Origin of the sequence: Thermococcus alcaliphilus (assembly GCF_024054535.1) — an archaeon.
Lineage (GTDB): Archaea > Methanobacteriota_B > Thermococci > Thermococcales > Thermococcaceae > Thermococcus_A > Thermococcus_A alcaliphilus.
This window is the reverse complement of the sequence record NZ_JAMXLV010000018.1, coordinates 84,318-99,027: the sequence shown is the minus strand read 5'-3', so window position 1 is coordinate 99,027 and position 14,710 is coordinate 84,318. Positions and strand designations below refer to the sequence as shown.

At 41.9% G+C, this 14,710-nt stretch carries 15 protein-coding genes and 1 tRNA gene; 12 read left to right on the top strand and 4 right to left on the bottom strand.

Annotated elements, in window-relative coordinates; genetic code table 11:
• Positions 1 to 52: 52 nt before the first annotated feature.
• Positions 53 to 1,216, bottom strand: a complete 1,164-nt coding sequence (locus NF859_RS03285; protein ID WP_252742992.1) for a hypothetical protein — start codon at positions 1,214 to 1,216, stop codon at positions 53 to 55.
• A gap of 171 nt (positions 1,217 to 1,387) precedes the next feature.
• Here NF859_RS03285 and eif1A point away from each other — a divergent pair, with 171 nt between their 5' ends.
• The 9 genes from eif1A to NF859_RS03240 are packed head-to-tail and all read left to right on the top strand — an operon-like array spanning position 1,388 to position 9,256.
• Entirely contained in the window at positions 1,388 to 1,735 is a 348-nt protein-coding gene (eif1A, locus tag NF859_RS03280) for a translation initiation factor eIF-1A (protein ID WP_435371996.1), read from the top strand.
• A 6-nt stretch (positions 1,736 to 1,741) separates the two neighbouring features.
• Positions 1,742 to 2,518 (top strand): serine protein kinase RIO, encoded by a 777-nt coding sequence (locus tag NF859_RS03275; protein WP_252742990.1) that lies wholly within the window; start codon positions 1,742 to 1,744, stop codon positions 2,516 to 2,518.
• A gap of 1 nt (position 2,519) precedes the next feature.
• Positions 2,520 to 3,182, top strand: a complete 663-nt coding sequence (locus tag NF859_RS03270) for a KH domain-containing protein (RefSeq protein ID WP_252742989.1) — start codon at positions 2,520 to 2,522, stop codon at positions 3,180 to 3,182.
• A complete protein-coding gene (top6B, locus tag NF859_RS03265) occupies positions 3,169 to 4,872 on the top strand; it encodes a DNA topoisomerase VI subunit B (RefSeq protein WP_252742988.1) in 1,704 nt (567 codons plus the stop codon). Before NF859_RS03270 ends, top6B begins: the two co-directional genes overlap by 14 nt.
• Positions 4,865 to 6,010, top strand: a complete 1,146-nt coding sequence (locus NF859_RS03260; protein WP_252742987.1) for a DNA topoisomerase IV subunit A — start codon at positions 4,865 to 4,867, stop codon at positions 6,008 to 6,010. Before top6B ends, NF859_RS03260 begins: the two co-directional genes overlap by 8 nt.
• On the top strand, positions 6,007 to 7,254 hold the full coding sequence (locus tag NF859_RS03255; RefSeq protein WP_252742986.1) for a DUF530 family protein: 1,248 nt from the start codon (positions 6,007 to 6,009) through the stop codon (positions 7,252 to 7,254). The genes NF859_RS03260 and NF859_RS03255 overlap by 4 nt, the downstream gene beginning before the upstream one ends.
• 5 nt (positions 7,255 to 7,259) lie before the next feature.
• Positions 7,260 to 7,649: a DUF1699 family protein gene (locus tag NF859_RS03250; protein ID WP_004070150.1), complete on the top strand. Its 390-nt coding sequence runs from the start codon at positions 7,260 to 7,262 to the stop codon at positions 7,647 to 7,649.
• 2 nt (positions 7,650 to 7,651) lie between these two features.
• Entirely contained in the window at positions 7,652 to 8,416 is a 765-nt protein-coding gene (locus NF859_RS03245) for a DUF4129 domain-containing protein (RefSeq protein WP_042701672.1), read from the top strand.
• Positions 8,417 to 8,458: 42 nt separating this feature from the next.
• A complete protein-coding gene (locus NF859_RS03240) occupies positions 8,459 to 9,256 on the top strand; it encodes a GTP cyclohydrolase IV (protein ID WP_087038115.1) in 798 nt (265 codons plus the stop codon).
• Positions 9,257 to 9,289: 33 nt separating this feature from the next.
• Here NF859_RS03240 and NF859_RS03235 read toward each other — a convergent pair whose 3' ends face one another.
• On the bottom strand, positions 9,290 to 9,988 hold the full coding sequence (locus NF859_RS03235) for an acetate--CoA ligase family protein (RefSeq protein WP_004070156.1): 699 nt from the start codon (positions 9,986 to 9,988) through the stop codon (positions 9,290 to 9,292).
• Positions 9,989 to 10,120: 132 nt separating this feature from the next.
• Here NF859_RS03235 and NF859_RS03230 point away from each other — a divergent pair, with 132 nt between their 5' ends.
• The gene (locus NF859_RS03230; RefSeq protein WP_252742985.1) at positions 10,121 to 11,440 is read left to right on the top strand and encodes a DUF4139 domain-containing protein; all 1,320 of its coding nucleotides are present in this window, start codon (positions 10,121 to 10,123) and stop codon (positions 11,438 to 11,440) included.
• Here NF859_RS03230 and NF859_RS03225 read toward each other — a convergent pair.
• Both NF859_RS03225 and NF859_RS03220 read right to left on the bottom strand, forming a co-directional pair.
• Positions 11,437 to 11,670 (bottom strand): hypothetical protein, encoded by a 234-nt coding sequence (locus tag NF859_RS03225; RefSeq protein WP_004070161.1) that lies wholly within the window; start codon positions 11,668 to 11,670, stop codon positions 11,437 to 11,439. The genes NF859_RS03230 and NF859_RS03225 overlap by 4 nt on opposite strands.
• A gap of 68 nt (positions 11,671 to 11,738) precedes the next feature.
• Positions 11,739 to 11,816 (bottom strand) — tRNA-Lys (locus tag NF859_RS03220).
• A 108-nt stretch (positions 11,817 to 11,924) separates the two neighbouring features.
• On the opposite strand from NF859_RS03220, the gene NF859_RS03215 reads away from it, so the two are divergent.
• Together NF859_RS03215 and NF859_RS03210 are read left to right on the top strand one after the other, a co-directional pair.
• Positions 11,925 to 13,805 carry a phosphoadenosine phosphosulfate reductase domain-containing protein gene (locus NF859_RS03215; protein ID WP_252742984.1) on the top strand — a complete coding sequence of 627 codons (1,881 nt, stop codon included), beginning with the start codon at positions 11,925 to 11,927 and terminating at the stop codon, positions 13,803 to 13,805.
• On the top strand, positions 13,757 to 14,686 hold the full coding sequence (locus NF859_RS03210; protein ID WP_252742983.1) for a helix-turn-helix transcriptional regulator: 930 nt from the start codon (positions 13,757 to 13,759) through the stop codon (positions 14,684 to 14,686). The genes NF859_RS03215 and NF859_RS03210 overlap by 49 nt, the downstream gene beginning before the upstream one ends.
• Positions 14,687 to 14,710: the final 24 nt, after the last annotated feature.

Sequence of the window (14,710 nt, the reverse complement as noted above, 5' to 3'; positions counted from 1 at the left end):
TCTTCTCTCTTTTCTTATTGTTCTTTTAGATTGTTAAAAATAAAGCAAGAGTTTATGCTTTTGTCCAGTACTCCTTCTCTTCAACCATAGCTTGGATCATCTCATCCTCGTCCTTGAACATTGTTCTCCTTGAGGGATTTTGCATGCCGTAGAATTCCATAAATGGGCTTGGCCTCTTTTTAAACGGGTAGTAGAGATAAATAGCTCCTAGAGTCCTATATGCTTCAGCCATCTCGCTTATGACCCCAGCAGATACTCCTTGGGCATAGTGATAGACCGCTATGGCCTTGCTCACATCCACTAAATTGAAATCTCTCTCAACGAGCTGTCTCCTTAAAATATCGGTGGCTTGTTCTATATCCTCTCTGTCGAGCTCTTCTATTTCTTCACCATCCCAGATGTTCTTGATTTTTATTCTCTGCACTTCTGGGTTTTTCTCTACTTGGGCATCATACTCTGCAACAATCCACCAGTCGTCAAGCGCTCCAGGATCTAAGACCGTGAAATGCCTGCTGAGCTTCTCGTAAAATCCCCTAATCCTATGGTAGTATTCCTCCTCATGCCCTGTCATGGGGTAGCTTAGGTACACTAAGGGTTTTTCTTTTTCATGGAAGATTAAATCTATAAACGTCTGGGGTGGGTGTCTAATTCCAAAATGAAGGACATACCTAACCTGAACCCCCTCCTTGTTGAGTTCATGCACGAGGGTTTTCACGTGGTTTATGGCATCTTCACGCCACATTACAAGGGTTGTGAGCTTAATGTTCTCTTTGTCTTCTCCAAAGCGCTCAAACCATTCCTTATCGTGGATTATCCTTCTTCTGACACTTAGGATGTCATCGAGCATTATGATGACCCTACTCGGCTTTAAGAGCTTGAGGTTGCTTAGGGTAAAACCTAAAACGCTCCCACTTCCCCATCTAAACAGAGCTGGAGTTGAGACTAAATGAAAAGCCTTTTCGCTCTTTTCGATTTCGTCTTTTATCCTTTTGAACGCCTCGTCGCGAATGCTGTTCATCAAATCCGGATGGCTTATCGCAAAGTCTAAAACGTTTTTTCTTGTAATTTTGACGCCCTTTTCTCTTCCGACTTCCTTCAGATAGTCAAACACGTGATAATACTGAAAGCTCTCACTTTTTGCAAGCTTTAACGCTTCTTCCGCATATTCATCCCGTCCGTTAAGGGGAGGGCCCGTGAGGAGTATTGTTTCTTTCATATTTCATCCCCCTCTTTCCGTAATTGGAGTTTAGGCTCTTCTCCTTTTCAACTTTATGGATGTTTAAATGAATTCATGCAAAAATTTTAAAAACATCTCAATTAATTGATAGTGGAAAATATTTGCAAAAAGCTTAGGCTTATAAGGTTATCAAATAAACTACGTGGGGTGATGTTCATGCCAAGAAACGATAAAAATAGAACTGTTGAAGGGGAGGAAGTCATTAGAGTTCCCCTCCCAAAGGATAACCAAGTGTTCGGAATAGTAGAGCAGGCTCTAGGCTCAGGATGGATGGATGTTAGATGCTCGGATGGAAAGGTTAGAAGGTGCAGAATACCGGGGAAGCTGAGAAGGAGAATGTGGATTAGAGTTGGGGATGTGGTTATAGTCCAACCCTGGGAAGTGCAAAGCGACGAAAGGGGAGACATAGTTTATCGCTATACGAAGACCCAAGTCGACTGGCTTATCAGGAAGAACAAGATCACTCAGGATTTCCTTACCGGCGGCTTAACTCTGTGATGGATTATGAAAATCCAAGACATAGATAAAGAGATATCGCAGATTCTAGGATTAGAAGAGCGTAGGGAAAAGGATAGTGAGCTCTATAAAGTGTTTAGTGAAGTATTTGACAGGACAACTGTTAACACCCTTTCCTACTTCCATCGAAGGGGAAACATAGAAAAACTGCTTGGTGTGATTTCAACGGGAAAAGAGGCGAATGTGTTTAGAGGTATCGATGCCGATGGCAATCCTATTGCTGTTAAAATCTATCGCACCTATACAACCGAATTTAGGAGAATATGGGAGTATTTAGCAGCGGATCCAAGAATTGGCTATCTACCAAAAGACATCAGAAAGCTGGTCTTTGTATGGACTAGGAGGGAATTTAAAAATCTCCAGAGGGCAATGAAATACGCTGTTAGGGCTCCAGAACCAATAGCATTTAGCAATAACGTTCTCATAATGGAGTTCATCGGGGATGAATACCCCGCTCCAAGATTAAAAGACGTGGAAAAAGAACTCACTAAAGAAGAATTTGAAGAGCTCTATAACTTTGCTATGGATTCAATTGAAAAGCTCTGGAAGAGAGGAGATATGGTTCACGGTGATCTCAGTGAGTATAACATCCTAATCTGGGATAAGCCTGTAATAATTGACTGGTCTCAGGCAACGGTGAAGAGGAATAGAATGGCGCTCTCACTGCTCTATCGTGATTTAAGAAATGTCATCAATTACTTCGCTAAAAAGGGAGTGGCGGTTGATAATCTTGAAGAAAAGTTTAGAGAGCTAGCGGGTGATTGAAATGGATGAGTTTGAAGAGAAGCTGAAAAAGTATGAGTATGTAGACAAAGAGGGAGAAAAAAAGGAGTCCTTTGAAATTGAGGAGTTTGAGGCCCTAGGCGAGCAGGAAGAGTTTGTGAGGATTCCTAAAGAGAGAATTGGAGTAGTTATAGGGAAAAAGGGCGAGACAAAGAAAAAGATTGAAGAGGCGACAAAAACCAAGATAGAGGTAGACAGTCAAACAGGGGAGGTATTTATCACTTCCACAGAAAAAACTGACGATCCTTTGGCAGTATGGAAAGCGAGAGATATTGTGTTGGCTATTGGAAGGGGCTTCTCTCCAGAGAGGGCATTCAGACTGCTTAACGAAGGTGAGGTTCTTGAAGTCGTTGACCTGACAGATGTTGTTGTAGGGAATGAGAAGAATGCCCTTCCAAGGGTTAGAGGGAGAATAATTGGTAGAAAGGGTAGGACAAGGGAGATAATCGAAGAAATGAGTGGGACAGACATAAGTGTCTATGGAAAGACCGTTGCTATCATTGGAAACCCAATTCAAGTCCAAATAGCCAAAACGGCTATTGAAAAGCTCGCCAAAGGTTCCCCCCACGGAACCGTTTACAAATATCTTGAAAGAAGAAAAAAGGATTTAGAGCTTGAGGGAGGCATGTATTATGGCGAATTCTGAAGCAAACAAGCTGTTTAAAGAGTTTAAAATCCAGAGTGTCAGTGAGTTCTTTAGAAGAAATGCCGCAATGCTTGGCTATACTGGAAAACTGCGCTCCTTTACGACTCTTATCCACGAAGCGGTAACAAACTCTTTGGACGCTTGCGAGGAAGCTGGTATCCTGCCTTACGTTAGAGTCGAGATAGAAGAACTTGGAAATGAGCACTATAAAATAATCGTTGAAGACAACGGCCCTGGAATTCCAGAAAAGTTCATAGCACATGTCTTTGGTAAAATGCTTGCTGGTACAAAGGCTCATAGAAATATTCAAAGCAGGGGTCAGCAGGGTATTGGTATTAGCGGTGCCGTAATGTTTGCTCAAATCACCAGTGGAAAAGCCACCAGAGTTATAACCTCCACTGGTGGTGATGAGATAATAGAAGCTTGGGTCGGCATAGATGTGGAAAAAAACGAAGGAAAAATTTTCAAAAAGATAAAACACCCCAACCCTACGGGATGGAGGGGAACGAGAATAGAAATGGAAGTTAAGGAAGTTCGTTACATCCGCTCCAAGCAGGGCCCTTACTGGTATCTTAAGCTTACCGCGATAGCTAATCCTCATGCCCATATTGAACTTATAGAGCCTGATGGAAAGTTGATAGTCTTTCCGAGAAGCAGTGAAGAAGTTCCAGAGCCTCCGGAGGAGATGAAACCCCACCCAAAGGGAGTAATGACAGATGATGTTTACAGAATGGCCAGAAGAACGACAAGAACAACAGTGAGGACTTTTCTTATAGGGGAGTTTTCAAGAATAAGCGACAAAAAAATAGACGAGCTTGTAAAATATATAACCGCATTGAGGCTTATAAAGGAAGAAGAGGAACAGAATGTCAGGGAACAACTCTTAAAAAGGCTCGCTGAGGGAGAGGTCGATAGAGTACTCGCAAGTTTTGGAAAGAAAGCTAAAAAAGTTCTCAGAGAAGTCAGAAAAATTATGGAAAAGTCTCCGGATAAGCTCACTTGGCACGAGGCTGAAGAAATTGTAGAAGCGTTTAAGTACATGACATTTTTAGCTCCCCCAACCCATGGATTAAGACCAATTGGAGAGGAAAACATAGAAAAAGGACTTTTAGGAATTTTAAAGCCAGAGTTCGTAACCGCCGTAACAAGACCTCCCAAAGTCTATCGTGGTGGAATTCCTTTCCAAGTAGAAGTGGGCTTGGCATTTGGGGGAGAGCTGAGCAGTGGTTTTGACCTTCTTAGATACGCTAACAGGGTTCCTCTGCTCTTTGATGCCGGTTCGTGTGTTATAACCTCCGCAGCAAGAAATATCGATTGGAAGAGATATAGAGTGGATGATCTCGAAAGAACGCCGCTGGTGCTTTTGGTTAATGTAATCAGTGTGCACGTTCCCTACACCTCTACAGGAAAGCAAAGCGTCGCCAGTGAAGAGGAGATATACGAAGAAATAAGACTTGCTGTAATGGAAGTTGCGAGAAGACTTGCTAAATATCTTGGAGGAAAACACCGCAAGCTCTACCAGGTGAAAAGAAGGAAGACGTTTGAGAAGTACGTTCCCGAGATAAGTAGAGCTTTGAGCATTCTAACCGGAGAGCCTGAAGACACAATAAAAACCCTTCTGATAAAGATTATTGAAAAGAAATTTGAAACCATAGAAGAAAAGCCACTGGAGGCTGAGGAGAATGCTTAAACGTGAGAAGCCTAAGGAACGCTTCAGCTACGATCCTAAGAAAGTCCTTCAAAAGCTTGAGGAATTCGGAAAAGAAGTTCTCGAAGAAATAAAAGCGGGTAGAAATCCCTTTATAGATGTTCCTACAAGAGGCCTCAGCAACGTTTATTTCGATGAAAAAGATCGCTTAATTAAAATGGGCAACAAGACCTCAAGGAGGTACCTCTTTCACGTTGCCCATGCTAGGAAATTTATGCAGACGCTCTTGATAGCGGCATACATAAAGAGATTGGTTGCTGAGGGTAAGCACGCAAGCTTGAGAGAAGCCTATTATGCAAACAAACACACAATCCCCGGTACGAAGGAAAACACCTTCGAAGATCAGAGCGAGAGCGATCCCATAATAGAGGATCTGGAGAGAATGTTCGGTGTTTTGAGAGAGGAAATGCACATAACTGCAGACAGAAGAGGATATGTTTATGGTGATATTGTTATTAAGGACGGAGAAGATGAGTTCAACGCGTCAAAGCTCGGTATGGGTGGATGGGCAGTCCCCGGAACCGTGGAGCATATAGAGTTCCCAGAAATTAATGTGGACTATGTCCTTGTAGTAGAGACTGCCGCTATGGCGGACAGGCTTATAGAAGAAAAGTACCCGAAGAAGGAGAAAGCTCTCATAGTGGCTACCCAGGGACAGGCTTCAAGAGGCGTTAGGAGGCTCATTCACAGGCTTCACTACGAGGAAGGTTTGCCGATAATTGTCTTTACTGACGGTGACCCTTATGGATGGTACATCTACTCTACAATCAAGCAGGGATCAATAAACCTCGCTTATCTCAGTGAAAAGCTTGCAACGCCGGAGGCAAAGTTTGTTGGCATGACGATGGACGACATTAAGAAATACGGTCTTGAAAACGTTACAGAAAAGCTCAAGGGAATTCCGCCAAACAAGAAAGGTGGTCCAACCGGGGATTACAAGCGTATTATAGAGGAGATGAACTACCCATGGTTCCAGAACAAGGAATGGCAGAGACAGCTTAAATTGGCACTCAAGTGGGGGGTTAGGATTGAACAGCAGGCTCTGGCAAACAAGAGTTTGGAGTTCGTTGCGAGAAAATATCTCCCCGAAAAAATTGCCAATGAGGAACTCCTGCCATGACGACAACTGAGGAGCTTATAGCACAGATAAATAGGGTTTTGGACGATATAAAAATAAACATGGGCAGGTTATTTGAGAATTTCGACCCTCTTTATTTAGCTTTTAATTTAAACCGCAATCTTGGCTTCCTTAAAGATTTGGAAGAAGAACTTTCCCGTAGAGTTGGTGAGACGCTCTCTTATACAATGTCAAGTAAAAGGGAACGAGATCCTCATATCAGAAGAATTCTGCTGAGAAATCACTACCGCATGCTAACCCTTGAACGGCTTAGAACGGCAATAACAGCCCATAAAATGGCCCTTGCTACAATAGAATCCAATTATACATTTTACAAAGGGAAGAAAATTATTGAAGTTAAAGACATCACTAACAAGGAAGAACTCAACTCAATAAGAATCTCTGAAAAGCCCATTAAGCTTGGAAGAATGGAAATATTGCCTCATTTGGCTTACTCTGGTGATGTTCTTAGAATTCTGGGGCAAAAGAGCAACAAAACTAGAGATACTTTTAAGGAGATAAAGTCCAAGCTCAAGGAAAAAGGTCAGGTTCAAAGAAAGGGGATGAGAATAGAGGTGGAGTACTGGCAGGGAGGAAGGTTAAAGAAAGAAAGAGTTGAGCTCCCTGTAGATGCCGATATAGACGGGGAACTCAAGAAGCGCTTTGGTCGAAAATTCAGATGGAGGCTCTTAACCTATGTGAAAACTAAGGGCGTTTTAATAAACAGTCACTACACCATAGACAACCTATCACTCGCCTATGCTTCCCTATATCCCGAAGACGGGGCTAAAATTCTTGCCTTAGATTTATTCAGATATTACTACCTAACCTCTGAAAAAGAGAGAGAAACTATTGGCCTATACCCCCAAATAAGGCCTTGTATAGATTGCCATTACTCAATCTTCGATCTGCCGTTTATGGATGAGCCAGAGTTCCGTACTGGATTTGGCAGTATGCTTATTATTAAGAAATGTGAAATTGAGACTCTCTTAAGCGGGAAGAGGAGCGAGATTTCGAACATCCCCAACTACCTTTTGGGCGGAGTTATTCTGTATGGAGTTAGCCCCTTTGATGAAGAAAAAGTGAGTAAGCTGCTTGGGATAGATGAAGAAGAACTCAAAGAAGCTATAGAGAAGTTTGTACTCTCTGGCTTACACATGGCGCTATTTGAGGATACAAGCAAATTTGAGAAGTTTATGCCAAAGAGTGATAAGGCAAAACAATTTTTGGAGCTCCTCCAAGGGTGAGAAGGATGAGGGTTGAGATAAAGGCGAGAAATAATGATGAGCTCTTAAGAAAAATAGAGGAGAAGCTTAATAGGGATGTCACTGAGGTTTACATAAATCTCAGACCAACCAAGATAATCCTTGTGAAGATACTTGAGAGGGCTCCAAATGTGAAAGTCATCGGATGCCCTCCGAGTTTGTATCCAAAGGTTTCCAAAAAAATCATTAAAGCACTTAACCAAATGGGAATCAAGCTTGTCCCTATGAACCACGCCCGAGGAAGACCTAAAAAGTATGATCCGGCTACATTAAAACTTATTGAAGAGCTCATTAAAAGCGGAAAAACGCCTAGGGAGATAAGTGAAGAACTTAACATCCCTCTGAGGACCGTCTACTACATAATAAACGGGCGGTAGATATGAGGCAAATACTGCCATTTTTGCTTATGTTGTTGCTCTTTGCCGTGCTCTTTAGGGCTACTGTGGAACATGGACAAAGCACCTTCAACATCGAAGTGATTTACATCCTGTGGGCAGCACTATTTTTTGGACTTCTTGCCTATTCAGTATGGTTTCTTTTCGAGAAGGGTATCCCTCTGCAGTCAGTTAAAAAAAGAAAGCGAACAAAAGGAGATTATCTCCGAGAGCTTGTAATTATTTTGGCGATTGTAATAGCTCTGAGGGCTCTTTTCAGCAGGAGGGTTGAGCCTTATAGGGGCGTTCAAGCGCCTATAATAAAATACCCGAAGTTCAGCTTTTTTAATGATACTTTCAAAATAACTTATGAACCCCTTCCAGGCTATGCTTATCTTGCCCCAATTTTCGTTTTTGCCCTTATCCTTGTTCTTCTTTTTATAACTAGAAGAAGGAAACCAGAAAAACTTGAGATTGCCAAATTTGATCCTGAGATAACTTTTGACTCAATTGAAGGGAGTCCCGAGGAAAGAATAATCAAAATGTACAAAAACGTCGTTGCGGGGTTAATAAGGAAAGGTTATCCCTATCAAAAAAGCTGGACCCACTGGGAGCATGAGGACAAGCTAAGGGATATTTTTGAGGATTTGGAGGATTTGGATAAACTTACCCGCGTGTTTGAGAAAGCAAAATACGGGTATCGACTCAACAGGGAAGATATTACTGTAGCAAAAGAAAGTTACGAGAAGCTTATGAGATTTTTGAGATAAGTTTAAAAGAACCGATTAGGTTCTCCTAATGGAGGTGAGAAAATGTTCGAGACTCAAGAAGAGATTCCAGAGATCAAAGAGAGACTTCACAGAGTTGGTATAACAAACTTGAGAACAATAGCGAGAATAAACTGGAAAGGTAAGCTTTACACCTTTATCCCGACATTTGAGATCACGATAGACGTTCCTGAGGAAAAGAAAGGCATCCACATGAGCAGGCTTGTTGAAAGCATCACCGAAACAATGAGTGAGGCCGTTGAGGAGGAAGTGAAAGAAGCACACACTTCTCTTGAAGAACTTGGTCTCGCGGTGATAAAGAGGTTGGAAGGAAAGCATCCCCATAAGAGGGCTGAAGTGTGGATTAAAACACAGCTTATCATGGAGAGGGAAACACCTGCCAGCAAAAAAATCAGCCTTGAGACGTATGATGTTGAGGTTGGGGTAATAAAAGAGCCCGGGCAAGTTGAGAAAGTTTTAAGGGTTAAGGTAATTGGAAACACCGCTTGTCCACACGCGATGGCTAACAATCAAGGGAAAACCCACATCCAGAGAGCAGTTGCGACACTCGAAATAAGAACAGACTACAATGAGGAAATAGCCCTAGAAGATATGATAGATGTGGTAGAGAGTTCTTTTAGCTCCCCGACATATACCTTATTGAAGACCATTGATGAGAACGCAGTTGTTCAGAATATGTACTCAAATCCAAAATTCGTGGAAGATGTTGCGAGAGAGATAATATTCAAGGCAAAGCAGAAATTTAAGGGCAAAATCCACGTAAAGGTTGTAAGTCATGAAAGCATACACAAGCATGATGTTATAGCTGAAACCTGGTATTGAGCTTCTTCTCCAAATTTTTAAAAAGAAGAGAAATCAAAGGAGCATTCTAGCATCAACTGCAACTGCACTGTCTTCGTAAGCGAAGATGGGGTTTATGTCAAGCTCCTTGATCTCTGGAAGCTCTAAGGCTAATTCTCCAACTTTGACAATTATATCCGCAAGGGCATCGATGTCAACTGGCTTTTCTCCTCTTGCTCCGGCAAGGATTGGGTAAGCCTTTATTTCTTTGATCATCTCAAGGGCTTCGTCTTTGCTTATTGGAGCAACCCTAAAGCTCACATCCTTAAGAATCTCGACAAATATTCCACCAAGACCAAACATTACTGCGGGTCCAAATTGTGGATCTCTTATCATACCAACGATAACTTCCTTGCCAAGGGGGAGCATCTTGTACACTATAACTCCCCAAAGATCTGCATCGGGCTTGTAGTTTTTGGCGTTCTCCATAATAGTTCTGAAAGCTTCTCTAGCCTCTTCGTCGTTCTTTATGTTGATCTTAACACCACCAGCGTCGCTCTTGTGGATAATTTGTGGAGAAACTATCTTCATAACAACTGGATAGCCTATTTCTCTTGCGAATTGAACAGCTTCTTCCTCATTTCTTGCAACCTTAAAATCTGGAACTGGAATGCCGTAAAGTTTGAGAATTTCCTTTGCCTCCGGTTCCACAAGTGGTCTGTTCTCAGCTTTTGCCTTTTCGATTATTTCCCTAGCTTTTGCAACTCTATCCATCTCTACCACCTCGATTATAGTGATGACAGTTTCAGTTATGTTGACAATGTTAAAAGTCTTTCCATTTCGAATGTGATTGAAGCCGTCGATTCCTATAAATAGAATGAGGGTGATATCCTCTTGGTGATTGAAATGAAGCGAAAAATTGTTGGAGGAGTTTTAGTGGTTTTTGTTCTTCTAGCCATGATTGTATTCCATCAAACGAAAGCTGAAGAGAGCCACACTGCACTTGCACTCTATGATTCAGCCAAGATTGGAGTTGTGGAAAAGACCATTCAAGTGGAGCTGAAGAAAGGCATAAATGAAGTTCCGCTGGAGATGCTTAAAGGACTTCAAATTGATGAAGTTACGCTGAAGCCTCTTGATGAGAAGGTTAAGGTTCTTGGAGTCATAAGTAAAGAGCTCAAAGGAAAGGATCTGATTGAAGCCAATATTGGAAAAGAGGTAACAATAAAACTGAAAAGCGGAGAAACACTAAGTGGAAAATTCCTGGGATACAAAGACGGGAAGATAGCAATCCAAGGAGATGGCTATTATTTGATAAGTCCAGAGGAAATAGCCTATATGAAGATAGCCTCAATCGGTGAAGAAAGTACTGCGGATGTTTATGCCATAGTAAACGCTGAGGAGGATGGAAAGTACTTCTTTAAGCTCATCTACCGGGTTGGAGGAATAGGCTGGAGCTCAAGGTACAAGCTTTACCTAGGGGATAAGGCAGAGTTTTATGGGTATGTGGTGATTGACAATCCTACGAACAAGAGCTTTGAAAACACTGATGTTCTTCTTGTTTCGGGAGATGTACAGTTTTATCAGCCTCCCCAGATAATTATGGAGAGATACTATACACTAGAGGCAGCTACAAAAGAAGTACCTCAGCAACCAATCCAGAGGACAAAATTGGAGGCTTTTTATCTCTACAAACTCGGAACTATTGACATTGAGGCGTTTGAGAAAAAGCTCATCCCTTACATCTACCAAGAGAGCGAGTTTACGCGGGAATACCTCTATGAAAGCCATCCCTACGGTGGAAGTCAAGATGTTTATGAGATTATCTCCCTAAAGACAAGTGAAGTCCTTCCCAGAGGTGTTGTGGAAATCTACAAAGAAATGGAAGACAAGAACGTCTTGATTGGAGAACAAATGATAGATCACACTGCAAAAGGCGACATTTTGAGGCTTAAATTAGGTAGAGATGTGGACTTAAAAGGAAAAACGGAAGTGCTGGAAGAAAAGCACGGGGAAAGATATTCTTACTATAAAATCAAAGTCACGATAGAAAACTTCGGCAAAGAGAGCAAGGAAGTAATTGTCAGACACTACAAGTGGCGTGGAAAAATCTTGGAAAGCTCAGTGAGCCCAATAGTAGAGACAGCCAACTACGTAGAATTCAAAGTAACGGTTAGTCCAGGAGAAAAGGAAGAAATAATCTTTGACTATGAAGTGAGTTATTAAAGCTTTCTCAAGAGGATTTCGTAGCTCTTGTTTTCTTTTACTATTTCCAGCACAAGGCTCTTCTCATAGTCCAAGAACCTTGTGCCCTTTAAAGTGTATCCCTCCTCTTTCAGATGGTTCATTATGCTCAATCCCAGGTCTCCGAAAAGCTCCGCTGCCATCGTGGCAAAACTTGGTTCTTTTATGCCCAGTTCAACATGATATTTTTTAGCCAGCTCAAAAACATCCATGCTATCACCCGTAAGATAATTGGTATTCAGAACTTTAAGCTCTTTCGATTCCTAGAAAAGTTGTTAAGTGGCGGGCCGGACGGGATTTGAACCCGCGACCACCGGGTTAAAAGCCCGGTGCTCTAACCAGGCTGAGCTACCGGCCCTCGATAAGTTAGGGATTGCAATGCTCTTATAAATTTTTTGGTCAATATTTCTCCTGAACCACAGGAATTATAAACCCTATTCCTTTCTTTTTTCCAAGAGGTGAGATAATGAGAAAAGGGCCAGTATTTTTAGGGAAAGCCCACATTCACTGGTGCGAGGAATGTAACGTTCCGTTGATAAGTGAGAAGTGTGATATGCATGGTGAGGGCTTTAGGGTAGACTTAACTCCACCTGCAGACGTGAGATTTGCTTTTGAAAAGGATTTAGAGTTTATTAAGAGGGAGTTTAAAGCCCATTACGGCGTTGATGTAGGCGAGATACTTGACGGTAAGGTAGTCCTTTTGAACAAAACCCCTGGGGAAGATGATGTATATGAGATAATTGTAGACGGCTACATTTTTGGGTGGCTTCGCTTTGATCCGCTTGAACTTAAGTGGAAGCCGGGGTTGAAGATCGAGGGTGCCATAGCCTTATGGAAGCGCTTTGGAAAGAATATGAAGAAGTGGGTTATAGTTGACAAGGGTGCAAAAGAGCCGATAAAAAACGGTGCAAACGTTTTGCCTGTGGGAGTTATCGAGGCAGAAGAGAGTATTAGAATTGGAGACGACGTTATAGTGGTCTGTGAGGATGAAGTGATTGCCACAGGAATAGCTAAGAAGAATTACGAACAGCTGATTGATAAAAAAGAGCGTGGCACTGGGATAAAAACAAGGCACCAGAAAAAGGTTCAATACCGGGAAGGTAAGAAAGCAACTATGGAAGAGGTAATAAAGGCCAACAAATCGGCACTAGAGGAGAGAGTTAAAGAAGCCAGAGCATTTATGAGAAAAACTGCTCAAAATACAAATAAGCCAATTGCCGTTGCCTTCAGCGGTGGAAAAGATAGCTTAGCCGTTTTGGGTTTAGCCCTTGAGGAATTTGAGAACTTTACGGTGTTTTTCAACAACACTGGAATAGAGTTCCCAGAAACCCTTGAGTATGTAAGAGAAATTAAGCAGGAGCTTGAGAGAAGAAATATAAAATTTATCGTGGCTGATGCTGGCGATGCATTCTGGAGCTCTCTCAGCGTTTTTTCACCTCCGGGAAGAGACTATAGATGGTGCTGCAAAGTTACAAAGCTGGGCCCAATAACCTTAACGATAAAGAAACACTACCCAAATGGTGTCTTAATGTTTGTGGGCCAGAGAAAGTACGAGAGCCTGCAGAGATACAAGCAGCCCAGAGTGTGGAAAAATCCATGGGTGCCTAACGAAATTGGAGCATCTCCAATATTCCATTGGAATGCCCTTGAGGTGTGGCTCTACATATTCTCCCGTAAGCTGAAATACAACCCCCTCTATGAGAACCGTTTGGATAGAATTGGCTGCTTTATGTGTCCAAGCTCTTCCCTAGCCGAAATTCAAACGCTAAAGGAAGAAAAGCCGCAGCTGTGGGAAAAATGGGAGAGTGAGCTTAGGAAGTGGAAAGAACGCTTTGGAATGCCAGAGGAATGGATAACTTACGGCTTCTGGAGGTGGAGGCGGTTAACTAAAGGGCAAAAGGCCATTGCAAAGGAACTTGGAGTAAAGATTCCGGAAAAACGGGCATGGGAACCTATAAGATATTCACTTGAAGAGAGAGATGGGGACTTTATTCTCAAAATAAACACGAAGATACTCCTGAAAAGAATCAAAGAAGTAGCCCCGATATTGGGTGAAGTAAGCGAAGATAAAAACTCCATAAGGGTAAAGACTATAGTGTTTACTGAGGAAGAGGTTAGGGCAAAGAGCAGAGAAGATGCTATAAGGGCATACTACCTAATAAAGAGGGCATATGAATGTGTTGGATGTGGGGTTTGTGTCGGAAAGTGTCCAGAAAATGCTTTAAGAATAAACCCCCATACAAAAAAGATAGAGGTTGATTCAGCAAGATGTATTCATTGTGGGGAGTGTATGGAAGTATGTCCACTGTTAAAAATAAAAAATCCTCAAGAAGGAAGTCAGCTTTAATAGCCATGCTATTTTTCCTGCTCTTGCCTTCAAAATTTATAGTTTCCCAGGAGTACGAATACAACTTGGACAGCTACTCCCTTTATTTTGATATTCTGGAGGATTATAAGGTCAAAGAAACCATCGAACTAGTTTTATCTCCGAACGTTCCCATATCCTATTACACTTTCTACTCTGAGTACCCAATCGAAAACCCAGAGGCAATAATTGAGATCAACGGTAAAACTCAAATAGCCAACATAAGTGTTTCTAAAATTGTGGGTGACATAAATGCCGTTTATATTGAATTTCCTGAGGTCTCGCCGGGAAGCAGGTTAAAGATAAGAATAAGCTTCTATTCAGAGGGGATGCTTCAAGAAGTTAGTGGAAAGAAGCAGTTTTCATACTACGTCAAATTTAACCAGCCGGTTGGGTATTTTTACGCGAGACTCTACGTTCCCAAGGGTTATGCAATTCTATCTCCCATAGTTCCCTCCCCGGATAAAGTTGAAAGCACGGGAAATGCACTGATTTTGGAATGGAAAAAGACAGACGTTAGACCAGAGGAGGAGTTCTATTTTATAGTGGGATTTTCAGGAGAGGTGACAAACCAGTTTCCGTTAGCGATGTTTCTGGCAACAATTTTTATAGCATTTTTAGGCGGCTTTTTTGCTGGAACTCTCTATAAGAGAAAAGAAAAAACCCTAATTGACCTTCGCTCAGATGAAGAGAAGGTTCTTGAACTGCTTAAAGAAGGCCCACTCTACCAAAGCGATCTTGTAAAGCGCCTTGGCTTTTCAAAGGCAAAAGTCAGCTTGCTGTTAAGAGACATGGAGAAAAAAGGCTTAATAGAAAGGGTTAAAGAGGGAAGAACATATCTAGTTAGATTAAAAGAAAGCTGAGCTAATCTTTATAAAGAAAAGTCA